The organism is Nocardioides luti (assembly GCF_014212315.1).
GTDB classification, from domain to species: Bacteria; Actinomycetota; Actinomycetes; order Propionibacteriales; family Nocardioidaceae; genus Nocardioides; species Nocardioides luti.
Genome location: NZ_JACKXE010000001.1, coordinates 2,723,632 through 2,739,862, shown reverse-complemented (window position 1 = coordinate 2,739,862; position 16,231 = coordinate 2,723,632). Strand labels below are relative to the sequence as shown.

General features: G+C 73.1%; 17 protein-coding genes. 11 read left to right on the top strand and 6 right to left on the bottom strand.

Annotation, left to right across the window (positions count from 1 at the left end):
* Nucleotides 1-93: 93 nt before the first annotated feature.
* Nucleotides 94-2,130, bottom strand: a complete 2,037-nt coding sequence (locus tag H5V45_RS12990; protein ID WP_185253317.1) for a phosphocholine-specific phospholipase C — start codon at nt 2,128-2,130, stop codon at nt 94-96.
* Nucleotides 2,131-2,308: 178 nt separating this feature from the next.
* On the opposite strand from H5V45_RS12990, the gene H5V45_RS12985 reads away from it, so the two are divergent.
* From H5V45_RS12985 to H5V45_RS12965, 5 genes are all read left to right on the top strand, one after another.
* Nucleotides 2,309-2,836: a hypothetical protein gene (locus tag H5V45_RS12985; RefSeq protein ID WP_185253316.1), complete on the top strand. Its 528-nt coding sequence runs from the start codon at nt 2,309-2,311 to the stop codon at nt 2,834-2,836.
* A gap of 77 nt (nt 2,837-2,913) precedes the next feature.
* Nucleotides 2,914-3,471 carry a CsbD family protein gene (locus H5V45_RS12980; RefSeq protein WP_185253315.1) on the top strand — a complete coding sequence of 186 codons (558 nt, stop codon included), beginning with the start codon at nt 2,914-2,916 and terminating at the stop codon, nt 3,469-3,471.
* An 8-nt stretch (nt 3,472-3,479) separates the two neighbouring features.
* Nucleotides 3,480-4,127 carry a hypothetical protein gene (locus H5V45_RS12975; RefSeq protein ID WP_185253314.1) on the top strand — a complete coding sequence of 216 codons (648 nt, stop codon included), beginning with the start codon at nt 3,480-3,482 and terminating at the stop codon, nt 4,125-4,127.
* 58 nt (nt 4,128-4,185) lie between these two features.
* Nucleotides 4,186-5,214 (top strand): Atu2307/SP_0267 family LLM class monooxygenase, encoded by a 1,029-nt coding sequence (locus tag H5V45_RS12970; protein WP_185253313.1) that lies wholly within the window; start codon nt 4,186-4,188, stop codon nt 5,212-5,214.
* 79 nt (nt 5,215-5,293) lie between these two features.
* Nucleotides 5,294-6,544 carry a family 1 glycosylhydrolase gene (locus H5V45_RS12965; protein WP_185253312.1) on the top strand — a complete coding sequence of 417 codons (1,251 nt, stop codon included), beginning with the start codon at nt 5,294-5,296 and terminating at the stop codon, nt 6,542-6,544.
* Nucleotides 6,545-6,597: 53 nt separating this feature from the next.
* Here the strand turns inward: H5V45_RS12965 and H5V45_RS12960 are convergent, their stop codons facing one another.
* Nucleotides 6,598-7,686 (bottom strand): MBL fold metallo-hydrolase, encoded by a 1,089-nt coding sequence (locus H5V45_RS12960; RefSeq protein WP_185253311.1) that lies wholly within the window; start codon nt 7,684-7,686, stop codon nt 6,598-6,600.
* Nucleotides 7,687-7,838: 152 nt separating this feature from the next.
* Here H5V45_RS12960 and H5V45_RS12955 point away from each other — a divergent pair, with 152 nt between their 5' ends.
* Complete coding sequence (locus H5V45_RS12955; RefSeq protein ID WP_185253310.1) at nt 7,839-8,750, top strand: LysR substrate-binding domain-containing protein; 912 nt, start codon at nt 7,839-7,841, stop codon at nt 8,748-8,750.
* Nucleotides 8,751-8,829: 79 nt separating this feature from the next.
* On the opposite strand, the gene H5V45_RS12950 is transcribed toward H5V45_RS12955, so the two are convergent.
* Nucleotides 8,830-9,114 (bottom strand): hypothetical protein, encoded by a 285-nt coding sequence (locus H5V45_RS12950; RefSeq protein ID WP_185253309.1) that lies wholly within the window; start codon nt 9,112-9,114, stop codon nt 8,830-8,832.
* Between the two features lie 86 nt (nt 9,115-9,200).
* Here H5V45_RS12950 and H5V45_RS12945 point away from each other — a divergent pair, with 86 nt between their 5' ends.
* A complete protein-coding gene (locus H5V45_RS12945; RefSeq protein WP_246415900.1) occupies nt 9,201-9,524 on the top strand; it encodes a hypothetical protein in 324 nt (107 codons plus the stop codon).
* Here the strand turns inward: H5V45_RS12945 and H5V45_RS12940 are convergent, their stop codons facing one another.
* Nucleotides 9,525-10,514, bottom strand: coding sequence for a TolB family protein (locus H5V45_RS12940; RefSeq protein WP_185253308.1), 990 nt, complete (start codon nt 10,512-10,514; stop codon nt 9,525-9,527).
* 89 nt (nt 10,515-10,603) lie between these two features.
* Between H5V45_RS12940 and H5V45_RS12935 the strand changes: the two genes are divergently transcribed.
* Genes H5V45_RS12935 through H5V45_RS12925 form a run of 3 tightly spaced genes read left to right on the top strand, consistent with a single transcriptional unit; the run spans nt 10,604 to nt 14,432 of the window.
* Nucleotides 10,604-12,031 carry an NAD(P)-binding protein gene (locus tag H5V45_RS12935; RefSeq protein WP_343061547.1) on the top strand — a complete coding sequence of 476 codons (1,428 nt, stop codon included), beginning with the start codon at nt 10,604-10,606 and terminating at the stop codon, nt 12,029-12,031.
* A 10-nt stretch (nt 12,032-12,041) separates the two neighbouring features.
* Complete coding sequence (locus H5V45_RS12930) at nt 12,042-13,394, top strand: PP2C family protein-serine/threonine phosphatase (RefSeq protein ID WP_185253306.1); 1,353 nt, start codon at nt 12,042-12,044, stop codon at nt 13,392-13,394.
* Between the two features lie 9 nt (nt 13,395-13,403).
* Nucleotides 13,404-14,432 (top strand): hypothetical protein, encoded by a 1,029-nt coding sequence (locus H5V45_RS12925; protein ID WP_185253305.1) that lies wholly within the window; start codon nt 13,404-13,406, stop codon nt 14,430-14,432.
* A gap of 82 nt (nt 14,433-14,514) precedes the next feature.
* On the opposite strand, the gene H5V45_RS12920 is transcribed toward H5V45_RS12925, so the two are convergent.
* Nucleotides 14,515-15,396, bottom strand: a complete 882-nt coding sequence (locus H5V45_RS12920; protein WP_185253304.1) for an SDR family oxidoreductase — start codon at nt 15,394-15,396, stop codon at nt 14,515-14,517.
* An 83-nt stretch (nt 15,397-15,479) separates the two neighbouring features.
* Between H5V45_RS12920 and H5V45_RS12915 the strand changes: the two genes are divergently transcribed.
* Nucleotides 15,480-16,058 carry a TetR/AcrR family transcriptional regulator gene (locus H5V45_RS12915; RefSeq protein WP_185253303.1) on the top strand — a complete coding sequence of 193 codons (579 nt, stop codon included), beginning with the start codon at nt 15,480-15,482 and terminating at the stop codon, nt 16,056-16,058.
* Here H5V45_RS12915 and H5V45_RS21555 read toward each other — a convergent pair.
* Nucleotides 16,055-16,219, bottom strand: a complete 165-nt coding sequence (locus tag H5V45_RS21555; RefSeq protein WP_221634000.1) for an alpha/beta fold hydrolase — start codon at nt 16,217-16,219, stop codon at nt 16,055-16,057. The two genes, H5V45_RS12915 and H5V45_RS21555, sit on opposite strands and share 4 nt — an antisense overlap.
* Between the last annotated feature and the right edge of the window lie 12 nt (nt 16,220-16,231).

Below are 16,231 nucleotides of genomic sequence, written 5' to 3'. Positions count from 1 at the left end.
CGGCGGCCTGTGGACAACGCGCCACGACGCACGAAGCACCCGACCCGCGGCGTGTCGGGTGCTTCGCGCGTCACAGCGTGACCCGCGCCCGCGTCAGTGCCCCAGCGCCGGGTCGCTGATCGAGGGGCGGCCGTCCTCGAGGTGGCCGGCGAGGACGCGGACGTACGGCGAGCCGGCGACCTCGACGCGCACGTCGTACCAACCGCCCGTCGAGCGGGTCTCGACGTCGATCTCGCGCTCGCCCCCGGCGGGCACGCTCACCGTGCGGGAGTCGCGCGGGTCGTAGGCGCTGGTCACGGTGACCTCGACGGCCTTGCGGCCGCCGCGCAGCGCGACCGTGACCCCGCGGCGTGCGGACCGCAGCGTCGTGAGGACGGGGTCGCCGCCGCTGGCGCTACCGCCGCGGCCGGTGAAGCGGCGGAAGAACCCGTTCGGGCCGTGCAGGGTGACGTCGTACGCGCCCGTGACGGGCCACTCGGCGTCGAGGTGGTCACCAGCCCCCACCGTGTAGGACCTCGGCGGGGCGGCCGGGGTGAGGAAGCGGGCCTGGAGCTGGGCGCCGAGCGGGCCGTCGTTGACCAGGCGGAGGTCGAGCGCACCGGTGCGGCGCCGCTCCACGACGGCGAAGTCGTACGCCAGCGGCCGCGAGGCCCGGGTGCCGCGCTCCTGCTTCGGCAGCGTGCCGTGGGCCGGCGGGGTGGGCTGGTAGTCGGGGTGCCGCTCGTGGTCGGTGGGCTCGTACGACGAGGTGTCGGGCAGCTTGGCGACGTGCGGCTTGCGCCGGGTGAAGTCGAAGGCCGAGGTCAGGTCGCCGCAGACCGAGCGGCGCCACGGCGTGATGTTGGGCTCCTCGACCCCGAAGCGCTGCTCGATCAGCCGGATGATCGAGGTGTGGTCGAAGGTCTCCGAGCAGACCCAGCCGCCGGTGCTCCACGGCGAGACCACGATCATCGGGACCCGCTGGCCCAGGCCGTAGGAACCGGGGCCGTAGGGGCCGGTGTAGAACTCGTTCTCCGTCGGGACGGTCGAGTCGCCCGGGACCACCGGCGAGTTCGCGTGCGGCGGGACGACGTGGTCGAAGAAGCCGTCGTTCTCGTCGTAGGTCACCAGCAGCGCGGTCTTCGCCCAGACCTCGGGGTCGGAGGTCAGCGCGTCGAGCACGTTGGCGACGTACCAGGCGCCGAAGTTCACCGGCCAGTTCGGGTGCTCGGTGAACGCCTCGGGCGCGACCACCCACGAGACCTGCGGCAGCTTGCCGGTGCGCACGTCCTCGCGCAGCACGTCGAAGTAGCCGCCGTCCTTCGCGACGTTCGTGCCGGTCTTCGCGCGCTCGGCGAGCGGGGTGCCGGGGGCGGCGTTCTGGTAGGTGTGGAAGTAGAGCAGCGAGTTGTCGCCGTAGTTGCCGATGTAGGCGTCGTCGGTCCAGCCCCAGTAGTGCTCCTGGTCGAGCCCGAGACCGATGTCCTGGTAGATCTTCCAGGAGACGCCGGCCTCCTCGAGGCGCTCGGGGTAGGTCGTCCAGTCGTAGCCGGCCTCGTCGTTGTAGAGCACCGGGCCGCCGCCCTTGCCGTCGTTGCCGGTCCAGCCGGACCACATGTAGTAGCGGTTCGGGTCGGTGTTGCCGATGAACGAGCAGTGGTAGGCGTCGCAGACGGTGAACGCGTCGGCCAGCGCGAAGTGGAACGGCGCGTCGTTGCGGCGCAGGTGCGCCATCGTCGTCGCCGTCTTGTTCGGGATCCAGCCGTCGTACACACCACGGTTGATCGCGCCCTGGGTGTCGCTCCACCCGTGCGGCAGGTCCTCGAGGAAGACCTTGCCGAGGTCCTCCATGTCCGGGCGGAACGGCAGCACCTCGCGGTCGCCGTTGGGCTGGTGGAAGACCGACTTGCCGGACGGCAGCGTCGCCGGGTGCGGGTCGCCGAAGCCGCGGACGCCCCGCAGGGTGCCGAAGTAGTGGTCGAAGGACCGGTTCTCCTGCATGAGGACGACGATGTGCTCGACGTCGTCCAGGGAGCCGGTCGCGTGGTTGGCGGGGAGGGACGCGGCGCGGGCGATGCTGTCGGTGAGCAGGGTGGTGGCGGTCGCGCCACCGGCCACCTGCAGGAATCGTCGACGGTCGATGCTGGGCACGGGGGCACTCCAGGGGTCCGAGAGGGTGGGGCCCTGCAAGCCTCGGGACCGCGGGAAACTCCCGGCGTCGCAGCGGTGACCGTGCGGCGAAGGCTGGCGGCACAGTCGGACGGCACCGTCGGGGGGCGGTCTTCGCGAACCCGCAGTGGCGGCGTACGCCGCGGGCTACCGTCCCGCCATGAAGACACGCTCGGGACTCGTCGCCGCCGTCGCCCTCGCGCTCGTCGGAGGGGGTGGGTACGCCGCGGCCGCGACGCTCGCGGCCGACGACGCGCCCGCGGTGCCGGCCGCCGTGGAGCGGGTGCACGCCTACTACCGCGCCGGTCCGTCCGCGGAGTACGACGGCGACTCCGGCGGCATCGGCGAGGTGCGACCGCTGCGGTTCGTGGTGCCGGAGGGTGGGAGCCGGGTCGGGGTCGCCGAGCTGTCCTTCCACTACAGGACGCGTGGCGCGGGGCCGTTCTACGTGAGCGTCAACATCGGGGACGGCGCCGACACGAACCTGACCGTCCGCCCGGACGAGCAGTTCCTCGCACCGGCACCGGACGGCGGCACCGCCACGGTGCGGTTCCTCCCTCCGGAGCTCGCGGGGGGCGACACCTACGCGGCGTACCCCGCGGTCAACTCCGCCTTCCCCGGCGGCGCCCGGAAGAACGTCATCCGCACGAACAAGGTGCTGCTGACGGTCGACCTCACCCCCCGCTGACGCCCGCCGCACGGCGGGGAGGTCAGGGTCACAGCCCCGGATCGGTCTCGGATCGCCCGAACGGGGCACGGGAGGGCATGAGCCACGACAGCAACGACCAGGCGGCCCAGGCCCGCGAAGGCATGCTCGACAGCATCAAGGGCAAGGCCAAGGAGGTCGCCGGCGCCGTCACCGGCAAGGACCACCTCGTCGAGGAGGGCCAGCTCCAGCAGGCCGAGGCGCGCACCCGCAAGGAGGCGCTGGCCGACGACGCCGTCGCCGACGCCAAGCGCGAGGAGGCCGCGCAGGAGATCCGTGAGGCCAACGAGAAGGCCGCCGCCGAGGAGCGCGTCGCCCGCGAGCAGGCCGCCCGTGAGGAGTCCGCCGTCGAGGAGCAGCGCGCCACCGATCACGCCGCGGCCGCCCGCGCCGCCGAGCAGCAGGAGGCCGCCGGACGTGCCGCCGCCGAGGAGGAGGCCGACGCGCTCGCCGAGACCCGCCTGCGCGAGGCCGAGGCGCTCGAGCACGACGCCGAGACCACCGAGCTCCGGAAGACCCAGGAGGCCGCCCGCCTCCAGCGCGAGGCCGCCGACGCCGAACGCCAGGCCGCGCAGCTGCGCGCCGAGACCGCCCAGACCGCTACGCCCGAGAGCTGAGGACCACCATGATCCGCACCCTGATCGCCCTGCCCTACGAGATCGCCCGCCTGCCGCTGGCCGTCGTCGACGCCAACGTCGCGCGCCGCCTGCCGCAGGACTCGGCCGCCCGCGCCACGCTCGACCGCGCGATGGGGACCGTCGACTCGCTGGCCGGCTCCCTGCTCGGCAACCCCGGCATCGCCACGCGCGGCGCCGAGCGCCTCGACCGCTCCGCCAAGCTCGCCCGGGCCGCGCGGCTCGAGGAGGAGGCCGCCGTACGCCGTGAGCAGGCGGCGAAGACCGCTGCCGCCGGTCGCCAGGAGGCCGAGCGCAAGCGCGCCGCCGCGCAGACCAAGGCCGCGAAGGGTCTCGAGGAGGCCGACGTCACCGAGGCCCGACGCAAGCAGGAGGCCACCGCCCGCGCGAAGAAGGCCGCCGCCACCAAGAAGGCCGCGGCCGACAAGACGGCTGCCACGAAGAAGGCCGCCGCCACCCAGCGCAAGAAGGCGACCACCTCGAAGGCCGTCGCCAAGAAGACGGCCGCGCAGAAGGACGCCAAGTCCGAGCTCGAGCAGGCCCGCGAGACGAAGGCCGCCGCGGCCGAGGCCCGGGCCGACGCGGACCGCCTCGAGCAGCTCGCCGAGGCGAAGAAGCAGGAGCGCAAGGACGGCTGACCGCCGCGCGGCGGTCCGCCATCCCTCCGCCACCCACCCAGGTGGTTGAATCTTTGACATGCGCATCGGTGTCGACAGCTTCGTCTCGACCGTGACCGACCCGACCACGGGACACGTGGTCGGGCCGGCCGAGCGGATGGAGCACCTCCTGGAGGAGATCGAGCTCGCGGACCGCAGCGGGCTCTATTCCTTCGGGATCGGCGAGCACCACCGCAGCGAGTACTACGACTCCGCGCCGCCGGTGATCCTCGCGGCCGCCGCCGCGCGTACGACCCGCATCCGGCTCGGCAGCGCCGTCGCCGTGCTGAGCGCGGTCGACCCGGTCCGGCTCTTCCAGCAGTTCGCGACGCTGGACCTGATCTCGAAGGGCCGGATCGACCTGGTCGTCGGCCGCGGCTCGTTCACCGAGGCCTTCCCGCTCTTCGGGCTGGACCTCGCGGACTACGACACGCTCTTCAGCGAGAAGCTCGAGCTGCTGCTCCAGATCCGCGACAACGTCGAGGTCACCTGGTCGGGCCGGCACCGGCCGCCGCTCGTGCGGCAGAGCATCTACCCCCGCCCCGTCCAGGACCCGCTGCCGATCTGGGTCGGCGTCGGCGGGACGCCGGAGTCGTTCGCCCGCGCCGGCTTCCTCGGCCTGCCGCTGATGATCGCGATCATCGGGGGCGAGCCGCGGCAGTTCGCACCGCTCGTCGACCTGTACCGCCGCGCCGGCGCCCAGGCCGGCCACGCCCCGGAGCGGCTGCAGGTCGGGCTGCACGTCTTCGGCTTCGTCGGCGAGAGCACGCAGGCGGCCGCGGACACGATCTACCCCGGCTGGCACGAGATGTTCACGAAGGTCTCCCGCGAGCGCGGCTTCCCGCAGCCGACGCGGCAGCAGTTCGACGCCACGTCGGGGCCGAACGGTGCGTTCTTCCTCGGCGACCCGCAGACGGTCGCCGACAAGATCCGCCGGGTGTCCGACCAGCTCGGCGGCGTCGACCGGCTCTCGCTGCAGATGACGAACCCGCGGCTCGCGCACAGCGACCTGCTCCGCGGCATCGAGCTGCTCGGCACCGAGGTCGCCCCACTGGTCGCCGACGCCTGACTCGCTCCCCCGGCGGCGTGATGCGAGGTATCGCCAACGTCTGCTTCCCGACGTGGCGCCCGTCACCTTCGATGGAGCCATGACCGCTGCCGACCGCCGCTTCCCGTCCGACTTCCTCTGGGGCGTGGCCTCCGCCGGCCATCAGAACGAGGGGAACAACAGCAACAGCGACACCTGGTTCGCCGAGCTGGTCACCCCCACCGTGTTCTCCGAGCCGTCGGGGCAGGCCTGCAACGGTTACGAGCTGTGGCGCGAGGACGTCGCGCTGGCCGCGGGCCTGGGCCTGACGGCGTACCGCTTCTCCGTCGAGTGGGCCCGCGTCGAGCCGAGCGAGGGCGCGTGGTCGCAGGAGGCGCTGGACCACTACGGCGCGATCGTGCGCGAGTGCCGCGCCCGCGGGATGGCGCCCGTCGTGACGTTCCAGCACTTCACCGCGCCGCACTGGTTCGCGATGCGCAGCGGCTGGCTGGACCCGGAAGCGCCGGCGCTGTTCGCTCGCTTCTGCGACAAGGTGATGGAGGCCTTCGGCGACAGGATCGCCGTCGCGGTCACGATGAACGAGCCGAACCTCGCCCGCCTGCTGAGCTGGCTGGAGCTGCCGGAGTTCGTCCGCGGGCTCGAGCGCGCCACGCTCGAGGCGGCCACCGCGGCGACCGGCGTGGCGGCGTACCGCCTCGGCAACGTGATGGTCCCCGAGGAGATGGACGCGATCGCCGACGGCATGGAGGCCGGGCACGTCGCCGCGCGCGCCGCCATCAAGGCCCGGCGCGCCGACCTGCCCGTCGGGCTCTCGCTCGCGGTCATCGACGACGTGGTCGTCGGCGACGACGCCTCCGTGCGGGACCGCAAGCGCGCGGAGGTCTACGAGCGCTGGCTCGAGCTCGCCCGCGACGACGACTTCATCGGGGTGCAGAACTACGAGCGGGTGCCGTACGACGGCAACGGGGCCGTGCCGCCCGCCGAGGGCGTGCCGGTCAACCAGATGGGCAGCGCGATCGAGCCGCTGTCGCTGGGCGGGGCGGTCCGCTACGCCCACGAGGCGACCGGGGTCCCGGTCCTGGTGACCGAGCACGGCATGTCGACCGCCGACGACACCGAGCGCGCGGCGTTCATCGAGCCGTCGCTGGACGGGCTGCTCGACGTGATGGAGGCCGGGGTGCCGGTGCTGGGCTACCTGCACTGGACGCTGATGGACAACTTCGAGTGGGTCTTCGGCTACGGCCACCAGCTCGGGCTGCACGAGGTCGACCGCGAGACGTTCGTGCGGACCCCGAAGCCGAGCGCCGGCGTGTACGCCGCGTTCGTGAAGGCGCAGGTCACCGGCGCGTGATCCCCCTCGCCCGCTGCCCCGGCCCGGCGTCGTACGACGCCGGGCCGGTGCGTTCACAGGGTGATGACGTCCAGGTCAACCGGCGCCACGATGGAGCCGGTGTAGCCGATCTGGCTGGCCGCCTGCTGAGCCTTGCCGAGGAAGACGCTGGCCGGCTGGGGAAGCGGCGTGTAGTGGCAGAACGCGAGGCTCTTCGCCCCCGCCGCCTGGGCCACACCGGGCAGGTCGATCACGTTCGAGTGCGAGACCAGCAGGTGCTCGCGCAGCGCGTCGCGCTGGTCGGCCGCCACGAACTGCAGCAGGACCGGGATCAGGTCGTTGTCCTGCGCCTCGTGGACGAGGAGGTCGCACTGGTGGGCCAGGGCGATCAGGTTGGCGTCCGGCGCGGCGGTGTCACCGGAGAACACCACCCGCTTGCCCGAGCTCTTGATCGTGAACCGATAGGCGTAGGCGTTGCGCACCTCCGGACCGTGTGAGACACGGGTGGCGTGGACGACGACGTTCTCGTCCTCCATGACCTTGGTGATGGTGCGGTGCTCGGCCAGGCGGACGTCGTGGCCCTTGACGACAGGGCGCGTGCCGAAGCCCCCACCCTTCTCGAAGAGCCGGATGTCCCGGCCGAACGCCGCGTCGATCCCCTCGAGCATGCGCGTGGTCGACGGCGGCCCCCAGACCCCAATCTTGCTGGGGAGCGGCTTCGGGTCGGTCCAGCCGTGCAGCATCAGCCCGGGGAGTCCGGACGTGTGGTCGAGGTGATGGTGCGTGATGAACACCTGGTCGACCGTGGTGAAGCCGAGTCCGGACTTCACCAGCTGGTTCGGGGTGTCGTAGCCGCAGTCGACCAGGTACGTCCTGCCGTTGACCACCAGCGCCAGGGCCGGCTTCGCCTGCCCGGCGTTGATCTTGGGTCCGCCGTTGACCCCGAGCATCACGACCCGGTCACCCGTGGCGTCGGCGGCGCCGGTCTTCACGGCGTACGCCGGTGCCGCGGACGCGGACACGCCGGCGAGCGCGGACGAGGCCACGATCCCTCCTCCGATGCCGAGGGCGCCCAGCAGGGCCGTCCGGCGCGTGGGAGCGAGCCGGGGTCCGGCCCCCGTGGGGGTCGGCTCCGCAGCCTCGTGGACGTGGGCTCCGCACATGGTGGTTCTCCTAGGATGAGGGCCCCGCGACAGCGAGGCGGTTGGCACCACCATGAGGTCGCCACGCGACCAGGACCAGCGGGAAACAGCGCACGACCATTCGGTCCGACCGAACGATCGTGCGGGGCCAGCGAGGACCGGAGGCGTCGGCGGTGGACCTGACCACACAGCACCTGCGGTGCTTCCTCGCCGTGGTCGACGAGCTGAGCTTCACGCGCGCCGCCGAGCGGCTGCACCTGAGTCCGTCGACGGTCAGCGAGCAGATCGCCTCGCTCGAGCGCAGGCTGGGCGTCACCCTCTTCGTCCGGACGTCGCGCAGCGTGGCGTGCACCAACGCGGCGACCGCACTGTCCCCGCTCGCGCGCCGCGCCGTCGAGAGCATGGACGAGGTGGTGGCCTGGGCCGCAGGGCCCGAGACCGGCGCCGCCGTGCGCATCGGGATGCTCGCCTCGAGCACCCTGCTGCGTGCCGTCGTCGAGGCGGCCCGGGCCACGAAGCCGGGCGTGGACTGGAAGCTGCGTCAGCTCCCCTTCACCTCGCCCGACCAGCACCTGCTCCGGGGCGAGCTGGACTGCGCCTTCGTCGCGGGGCTGCGCCCCGCCACACCGCGAGACGGCATCGCGACGTACGACCTGTGGACCGAACGACTCGTGCTGGCCGTGCGCGAGGACCACCCGCTGACCCGGAGGCCCCGGGCGATGATGTCCGACCTGGCCGGCATCACCCTGATCTGCGGTCCGAACGGTCCGCGGAACCCCCAGTGGTTCGCGACGATCGAGGCACTCGTGCCAGGTCAGCCGCGAGTCCTGGCGGACGCGACGAACCTCGAGGAGGCGGTGGAGATGGCAGCGACCGGCCTCGGTGGCACCGTGGTGGCCGAGTCCGCGATCGAGATGTTCCCACGGCCCGGTATCGCCTTCGTCCCTCTGGCCGACGCGCCTCTCGCCACCATGCGCCTGCATACCCGGGCGCAGGACCCGTCCCGGGCGCTCGCACACCTGGTCGCCACGGCCCTCGAACGTCACCCGACGTCGGCGTCCCGGGTGGGGCCTCGGCGGCCGTGACGACGAAGGAGGATCGTCGGCACCTGGTGCCGGGGATCCTCCTTTGTCGCTCGTCCTGTTGGTCGCGCTCGGCTGCGGCTCAGCCGTAGCGGTGGCTCTTCTCCTCGTGCCCGTGCTCCCGGGTGCAGCTCCGCCCGCTGATCGCGCGGTGGCCGCAGCGGCGCCCCTCGTCCGGGGTCGCGCTCGTCATCGCGGCCGGGGGCTTGCTCGCCTTCTTCGCGGGCGCCTTCTTCGCGGGCGCGGCCTTGCGGGTGGGCGGCGCGACCGGCACCTCGTCGGCCGGCGGGGTGGCCCGGGCCGTCCGCGGGGGCGCCGCGGCGAAGTTGGCCTCCCGCATCGCGCGCATGTCGTCCATCTTGCTCATCGTCGGCTCACGTCCCGACCGTAGCCGCCGCCACCGACATCACCGAGCGGCCCTAGGCTCGTCACCTACGACGAGAGGGGCGCGCCATGGTGGCCAGCCGAGCCGCTCGCGAGCGCAAGGCCGCGGCCCAGGCCGGCCCGCTCGCGAAGCTGAGGATCGACCTCGACGAGGACGAGCAGTTCGTCTACAAGATCAGCTGCACCACGTGCCTGGCCAAGGGCACGCTCAAGTGGGGCACCTACCGGCCCGGCGAGGACAACGGCTTCATGGCCGCGATGGACCGCTGGATCTTCCACCTCGTCGAGAAGCACCCGGACGCCGAGGCGCCGTGCCTGGAGTTCCTTCCCGCCGCGCAGCAGCGGCTGACCGAGGCGCGCGAGCAGCGCGAGCGGGCCTCCACGACCGACTGATCAGTTCCAGGTCACGGCGAACGCGCCGCGCGCCACGTCCACGACGGTGTTGGACTCCGCGGGCTCGTCGGTCGCCCAGGTGACGACGTCGTCCCGGCCGGGGCCGCCACTCTCGTCCGCGATGCGAAAGCGTGCCGCCAGCAACGCGCTCGCGTCATAGCCGGGCGTGACGTCGGAGTAGATGGTCGCATTCGGCGCCGGCGCCTGGACGCGGAGGATCCGACGGGCATCGCTCCCGTCGGTCCGGCTCATCCAGACGGTCGGGCCGTGCTGGCTCCAGCGCTCGGTCACGAGCCGCCGTCCATCGCCCGAGATCCGCACCGAACCGACCCGACGCAGGACGACGTGCGAGGAACCAGCCCAAGCCGAACGCAGGTCGTGGCCGTCCGAGTAGAGGATGCCGTCGCGGGTCCAGGCGAGCGCGTTGTTGATCGTGTAGTGGTCCGAGACCGAGTTCCGCAGGACCAGGCGGAGACCGGTCCCGTCCGGCCGGATCGTGTACAACGACGTCATCGAATCGCCGCCGTGGGCCACGTAACCCTCGAAGGCGATCCGCTTGCCGTCCGGGGACCACCCGATCCCGCCAGCGGCGAAGATCCGGGGATGCCGGGCGAGCGGCTCGAGCGGCTCGCCTCCGAGGACCGGCACGACGACGATCGCCGCCCGACGCGCGCCACAGCACGGCGCGAAGGCCACCCGACGCCCAGCGCGGTCCAGGGTCAGCTCGGTGATGAAGCCGTGCCCCACGTCGTAGATGCGGCGCAGTCCGCCTCCGTCCAACCGGGCCGACCGCAGGTGGATGCCCTTCCGGCCGTGCTTCAAGTGGTCCCAGACCACCCGGTGCAGCACCTTCGGCTCGGTCCGGTCACCGCCCGGCGAGAGCGCCGACGCGGTCGTCCACGAGCCCACCGCGCCCCCCACACCGATCACACCCACGAGCACGGCGACGAGGACGGCGAGGACGAGGCGGCGTACGGACACCAGGATCACGCGCTCAGGCTAGGTCGGCGCGGTGACGTACGCCGGGAGTTCGCCCAACTCGTGCCCGCCCAGGGGCGGAGATGTGGCACGGTGCTCGTGTGACTCCTGCGCAGCGGCTGGTCGACGTCGACTACCTCGTGGTCGGCGCTGGCGCGTCGGGGATGGCGTTCACGGACGCGCTGATCGACCACGCCGACGGCGTGCGCGTCGCGCTGGTCGACCGGCGGGCGGGGGTGGGTGGGCACTGGCGCGAGGCGTACCCGTTCGTCCGGCTTCACCAGTCCTCCACGTTCTACGGCGTCGCGTCGACCCTGCTCGGCGGCGGGCGGATCCAGACCGAGGGGCCCGAGGCGGGGCTGCACGAACGGGCCGACCAGCCGACGATCCAGGCGTACTACGACGGTGTGCTCGCCGACCGGATGCTCGGGTCGGGGCGGGTGGAGCTGTTCGCCGGGTGCGAATACAGCGGCGACCGCACCTTCCGGGACCTGGCGACGGGCGAGCGGTTCGAGGTGCCGGAGCGGTGCCGCGTGGTCGACGCGCGCTACCTCGCGCCCGAGATCCCGGCCGAGACGCCGCCCCGCTTCGGGGTCGCCGACGGCGTACGCGTCATCCCCGTCAACGACCTGCCCCGGGTCGAGGACGCGCCGAGCGAGTACGTCGTGGTCGGCTCCGGCAAGACCGCGACCGACGCGATCGTCTGGCTGCTCGGCCACGACGTCGACCCCGGCGCGATCTGCTGGGTGCGGCCGCGCGACCCGTGGATGCTGAACCGCGCGGTCATCCAGCCGGACCCGGCGATCTATCTCGCGATGGTGGCCGACATGCTCGGCGTCTGCGCGAGCGCGCCGTCGCTCGACGAGGTGTTCCTCGGGCTCGAGGACGCCGGGATCATGCTGCGGATCGACCGCTCGGTCACGCCGACCATGGCCAAGGCGCCGACGCTCGGCACCTGGGAGCTGCAGAGGCTGCGGACCGTCGAGAACGTCGTACGCCGGGGGCACATCGTCACCGCGCACCGCGGGCGCCTGGAGTTCGCCGACGGCTCCGTCGCTGTCGCCGACGACGCGCTGGTCGTGAACTGCGCCGCCGACGGCCTCAAGCAGCCCCCGCTGGTGCCGATCTGGCAGCCGGAGGCGATCACGCTGCAGCCGATTCGGGCGGGCTTCCCGTGCTTCGGGGCCGCGCTGGCGGGCTACGTCGAGGCGACCCGCCCGGCCGGGTCGGAGGGCGGCGACGCCGAGAAGAACCGCCTGGCCAGGCCCTCGTCCTTCGGCAACAGCCTCACCGACTGGGCCACGATGAACGTCGTCGGCCTGCAGAACTCCGCGGCCTTCAACTCCGAGCCGGACATCAAGGACTGGGCCGACCGGTGCGCGCTCAACCCCGCCCGGATCGCGCCCGACCACCCGGGCTCGCCCGAGCTCGACGAGGCGGTCGCGCGGATGCGGGCCAACGTCGGGCCCGGACTGGCCCACCTGGCCGCGCTGCGCGATGAGCGCCTCGCGGAGGCCCCGCCCCGGTAGGGTCCTGCGGATGGCGCCCACCCGGTTGATGGACGTGGGGCGCATCCTCGACGCGGCGGAGGCGGCCTCACCGCTCGACGCCGTCGCGTCGGTCGCCCGCGAGCTCGGGGCGGCGTACGACGCCGTGTCGGTCTCCTTCCTCATCACCGACATGTCCGGGCGCGCGCTGGTACGCCTCGCGCACGTGCCGCTCGTCGCCGGCGCGACGCCCGGCCTGGCCACCACCCGCAGCCCGCTGGAGCCCGGCGAGCGCCGTCGGGGCGAGGAGTCGGCGACATACCTCCCCTTCGACGGCGGCCCCGAGGAGCAGGCGGTCCGCACCCAGACCGTGCAGGTGCTGGCCGCGGAGGCGGACGCGCCGGCCGGGGCCGAGGGCCTGTGGCGAGTGCTCGCGCCCGTGACCGAGCGGGGGGAGGCGATCGGGCTGCTGGAGCTGTACCTCCGGGAGCGCCCCGCACCCGAGGTCGTCGCCGAGATCGGCCAGGTCGCGCACCTGCTGGCGTTCGTGGTGATCGCGAACCGCCAGCACACCGACCTCTTCGAGTGGGGCCAGCGCAACCGGAGCTTCAGCCTGTCCGCCGAGATCCAGCAGCGGCTGCTGCCGCAGTCGCGGACCTGCGAGGCGGCGGCGTTCACGCTGGCCGGCTGGCTGGAGCCGGCGGCGAGCATCGGCGGCGACACCTTCGACTACAGCCTCGGGCGCAACGTGCTGCACCTGTCGCTGACCGATGCGATGGGCCACGGCGTCGGCGCCGCGCTCACCGCCAGCCTGTGCCTGGGCGGCCTGCGCGGCGGGCGGCGGCGCGGGCAGTCGCTGCTCGAGCAGGTCGCGTCGACCAACGCCGCCCTCCTCGAGCACGCGGTCAGCGAGAACAGCGACTTCGTCACCGGGCTCGTCGGCCGGCTGGACCTGCGCACCGGGTCCCTCGCGCTGGTCAACGCCGGCCATGTGGCGCCGTACCTCCTGCGCGGCGACGAGCTCACCACCCTCGACCTGCGCGCGAACCTGCCGCTGGGGCTGTTCGCGGACGCGGCGTACGACAGCACCGAGGTCGTCCTCCAGCCCGGCGACCGACTCGTCCTCGTGACCGACGGGATGCTCGAGCGGCACGTGGCGTCGGTCGACCTGCCCGGCGCGATCCGCGCCACCCGCGACCTCCACCCGCGCGAGGTCGTCCGGGCGCTCGCCGACAGCGCGCTCGCCGCCGCCGGCCACGCGCTGGAGGACGACGCCACGCTGCTGTGCCTCGACTGGCACGGCACCCACGACGAGGACCGCGACGCCGTCGACGGCGCCGACACCGAGCGCGCCAGCGATCCGCTGGACGAGAGGTCGTACGCCGGGGGGCCGGCCGTCCCGTAGCGTCGGCCCGTGCCCACCGCCGCTGCCCCCACGCCGCTCGCCGACCAGCTGCTCGACCTCCAGGTCGCGCACCACCTCGACCGACTGAAGGGCAAGAAGCTCGACGCCACCGTGACCCGGCTCGCCGGGTCGCTGCTCGACGCCTCCGGGCGGCACCAGATCGAGGACCTGGTCGACCGGGCGGCGATCAAGGCCATCGTGACGCGGGCGATGGCGACCGTCCCCGGCAGCGCCGCGGTGAGCGGCATCCTGCAGATGGCCGTCCAGGTCGTGCACGACGGCCCCGCGACGCCGTACCCCCTCGGCGACCTCGCCGAGCGTGACCAGGTCGAGGCCCTCGTCGACGCGGTCCTGGGGCTCGCGCCGGTGCTGGAGCGCGCGCTCGAGCGGCTGACCGCGAGCCCGCTGGTCGGAACGATCGCGTCGCGGTTCATGGGACGGATCGTCGGCGAGGTGCTGCAGGCCAACAAGGCCGTCGCCGACAAGGTGCCCGGGCTCGGGTCGCTGATGTCGTTCGGCACCAGCGCCGCCTCGCGGGTGATGGGCGCGGCCGACAAGCAGTTCGAGGGGCTGATCAACGACACGGTCGGCAAGAGCGGCACCTTCGCGGTCCGCCGCCTCAACAAGATCGTCATCGAGACCCTCCAGGACCCCACGACCCGCGAGGCCGTGCTGCAGGTCTGGGACCTCGCCGCGACGCAGGAGGTGCGCGGGCTCGGCGAACAGGCGTCGTACGACGAGCTGGTCGCCGTCGTCGACGCCGTCCACGACGTCGCGATCAGCGCCCTGTCCTCCGAGCAGGTCGCCCGGATCGGCGACGTGGTCGTGGACGCGTTCTTCGAGCGGTTCGGCGGCTACACCCCGACCGAGCTCCTCGACGAGCTCGACCTCGACCGCGACGAGCTCGTCGCCGACCTCGTCCGGATGGCGCCTCGCGTCGTGGACGCCCTGCGCGCATCCGGCGACCTGGAGCAGATCGTGCGCGCCGAGCTCGCGCCGTTCTACGCGTCCGCGAAGGTGCGGAAGCTGCTCGGCTGAGCCGTCGCGATCGGGCAGTCACTGCGCCTCGCCCGACCGGCCTCAGGCTGTCGTCACTCGTCCTCCGAGCGAGCGATGTGAGCTACGGCTGGAGGTTCTCCAGGTCGGCGAGCAGCCGCGGGTGCGTCGGCGTCCAGCCCAGCTCGGCGCGCGTGCGGGCGCTCGACGACGGCTGGTCGGCGGCGAAGATCGGACCGAGCGGGCCGTAGGTCGTCTCCGGGACCGACCGCACCTCCAGACCGAGCCGCCGTCCGATCACAGCCGCGATGTCGCGGACCGCGTCGCCCTCGTCGTCGACCGCGTGCCAGGCGCTCCCGGCCGGCGCCGTCTCCAGGGCCAGGCGGAAGAGCACGGCGGCGTCGAGCGCGTGGACCGCGGGCCAGCGCTGGGTTCCGTCACCGGGGTAGCCCGAGACCCCGCTCTGCCGGGCGATGCCGGTGAGCAGCCCCGCGAAGCCGCCCTCGCCTTCACGGTGCACGGTCCGCGGCAGGCGGACCGCCGAGCTCCGGACCCCGCGCAAGGCCAGCTCGAGGATCGCGTTCACGGTCCGCCCACGACCGCCGACGGGCCCGTCGACGGGCAGCGGGTCGGACTCGGTCGAGAGCCGGCCGCTCACCCACGGGGTACCCGAGACCGTGACCAGAGGACGGTCGCTGCCGACCAGCGCCTCGCCCATGGCCTCCAGTGCCGCGGTCTCCTCGGCGACCGCGTTCGCCAACGCGTCCGGTGTCGTGAAGTCGTTCGCGAAGGCCAGGTGGATGACGCCGTCGGCCCCTTCCGCTCCCCCGCGGACGGCGTCGAGGTCGGCGAGGGAGCCGCGCAGCGCCGAGGCGCCGGCTGCCTCGACCGCCGTCGCGGAGGCGTCGGAACGGGCGAGCGCCACGACGTCGTGGCCGTGCTCGAGCAGCTCGGCGACGACGGCGGTGCCGATCAGGCCGGTGCCGCCGGTGATGAAGACCTGCATGGGATGCTCCTCAGTGATGGGACTGTTGTCCCGTCACCGTAGCAGGGTGATGGGACAACGGTCCCGTCACGTAGGATGGGCCCATGGCACGGTGGGAACCAGGGGCACGCGAGCGGATCGTGGTCGCCGCGGTCGACCTCTTCACCGAGCAGGGGTACGACGACACGACCGTCGCCCAGATCGCCGAGCGAGCCGGCATCACCAAGAGCACCTTCTTCCGGCACTTCCCCGACAAGCGCGAGCTCCTCGCTGCAGGCCAGGAGACGCTCAGCCGGCTGCTGGCGGAGGGCATCGCCGACGCACCGGCTGGCGCCAGCCCGCTCGAGGCGGTCGCCGCCGGGCTCACGCGCGCGTCCGACGAGATGGGACCGACCAACCGCGAGCTCGGGCCCCGCATCAGCGCGGCGGTGGCGGCCAGCACCGAGCTGCAGGAGCGCGCGGTCCTGAAGAACGTCGGCCTGGCGGCCGCGATGACGGAGGCCCTGCTGGCCCGCGGCACGACCGACCCGGTGGCCCACCTGGCGGCCGAGCTCGGCGTGCTCGCCTTCAAGCGGGGGTTCGCCGAATGGTCGGAGGGCGACCGCGACGGGACGGATCACCTGGCGCCCTACACCCTCGCCGCCCTCGCCGACCTGCGCGCGGCGAGCTCGTCGCTCGGCTAACCGCCGGTCGCCTCCGGGCCGTCCGCAACGAACTCCCGCAGCACCCGCGCGAACCGCTCCGGGTCCTCGAGGTGCGGGAAGTGGCCGGCGCCCTCGAACATCTCGACCCGGCAGTCGGGCAGCGACTCCTCGACGCTGCGCGCGTGGGAGGCCGGGATCATCCGGTCCTTCGA

Coding starts and splice junctions, on each gene's coding strand:
- H5V45_RS12975 (WP_185253314.1), top strand. CDS start 3,480: ATGATCCGCACCCTGATCGCCCTGCCCTACGAGATCGCCCGCCTGCCG.
- H5V45_RS12950 (WP_185253309.1), bottom strand. CDS start 9,114: ATGAGCAAGATGGACGACATGCGCGCGATGCGGGAGGCCAACTTCGCC.
- H5V45_RS12985 (WP_185253316.1), top strand. CDS start 2,309: ATGAAGACACGCTCGGGACTCGTCGCCGCCGTCGCCCTCGCGCTCGTC.
- H5V45_RS12970 (WP_185253313.1), top strand. CDS start 4,186: ATGCGCATCGGTGTCGACAGCTTCGTCTCGACCGTGACCGACCCGACC.
- H5V45_RS12960 (WP_185253311.1), bottom strand. CDS start 7,686: ATGTGCGGAGCCCACGTCCACGAGGCTGCGGAGCCGACCCCCACGGGG.
- H5V45_RS12930 (WP_185253306.1), top strand. CDS start 12,042: ATGGCGCCCACCCGGTTGATGGACGTGGGGCGCATCCTCGACGCGGCG.
- H5V45_RS12965 (WP_185253312.1), top strand. CDS start 5,294: ATGACCGCTGCCGACCGCCGCTTCCCGTCCGACTTCCTCTGGGGCGTG.
- H5V45_RS12920 (WP_185253304.1), bottom strand. CDS start 15,396: ATGCAGGTCTTCATCACCGGCGGCACCGGCCTGATCGGCACCGCCGTC.
- H5V45_RS21555 (WP_221634000.1), bottom strand. CDS start 16,219: ATGATCCCGGCCTCCCACGCGCGCAGCGTCGAGGAGTCGCTGCCCGAC.
- H5V45_RS12915 (WP_185253303.1), top strand. CDS start 15,480: ATGGCACGGTGGGAACCAGGGGCACGCGAGCGGATCGTGGTCGCCGCG.
- H5V45_RS12945 (WP_246415900.1), top strand. CDS start 9,201: ATGGTGGCCAGCCGAGCCGCTCGCGAGCGCAAGGCCGCGGCCCAGGCC.
- H5V45_RS12980 (WP_185253315.1), top strand. CDS start 2,914: ATGAGCCACGACAGCAACGACCAGGCGGCCCAGGCCCGCGAAGGCATG.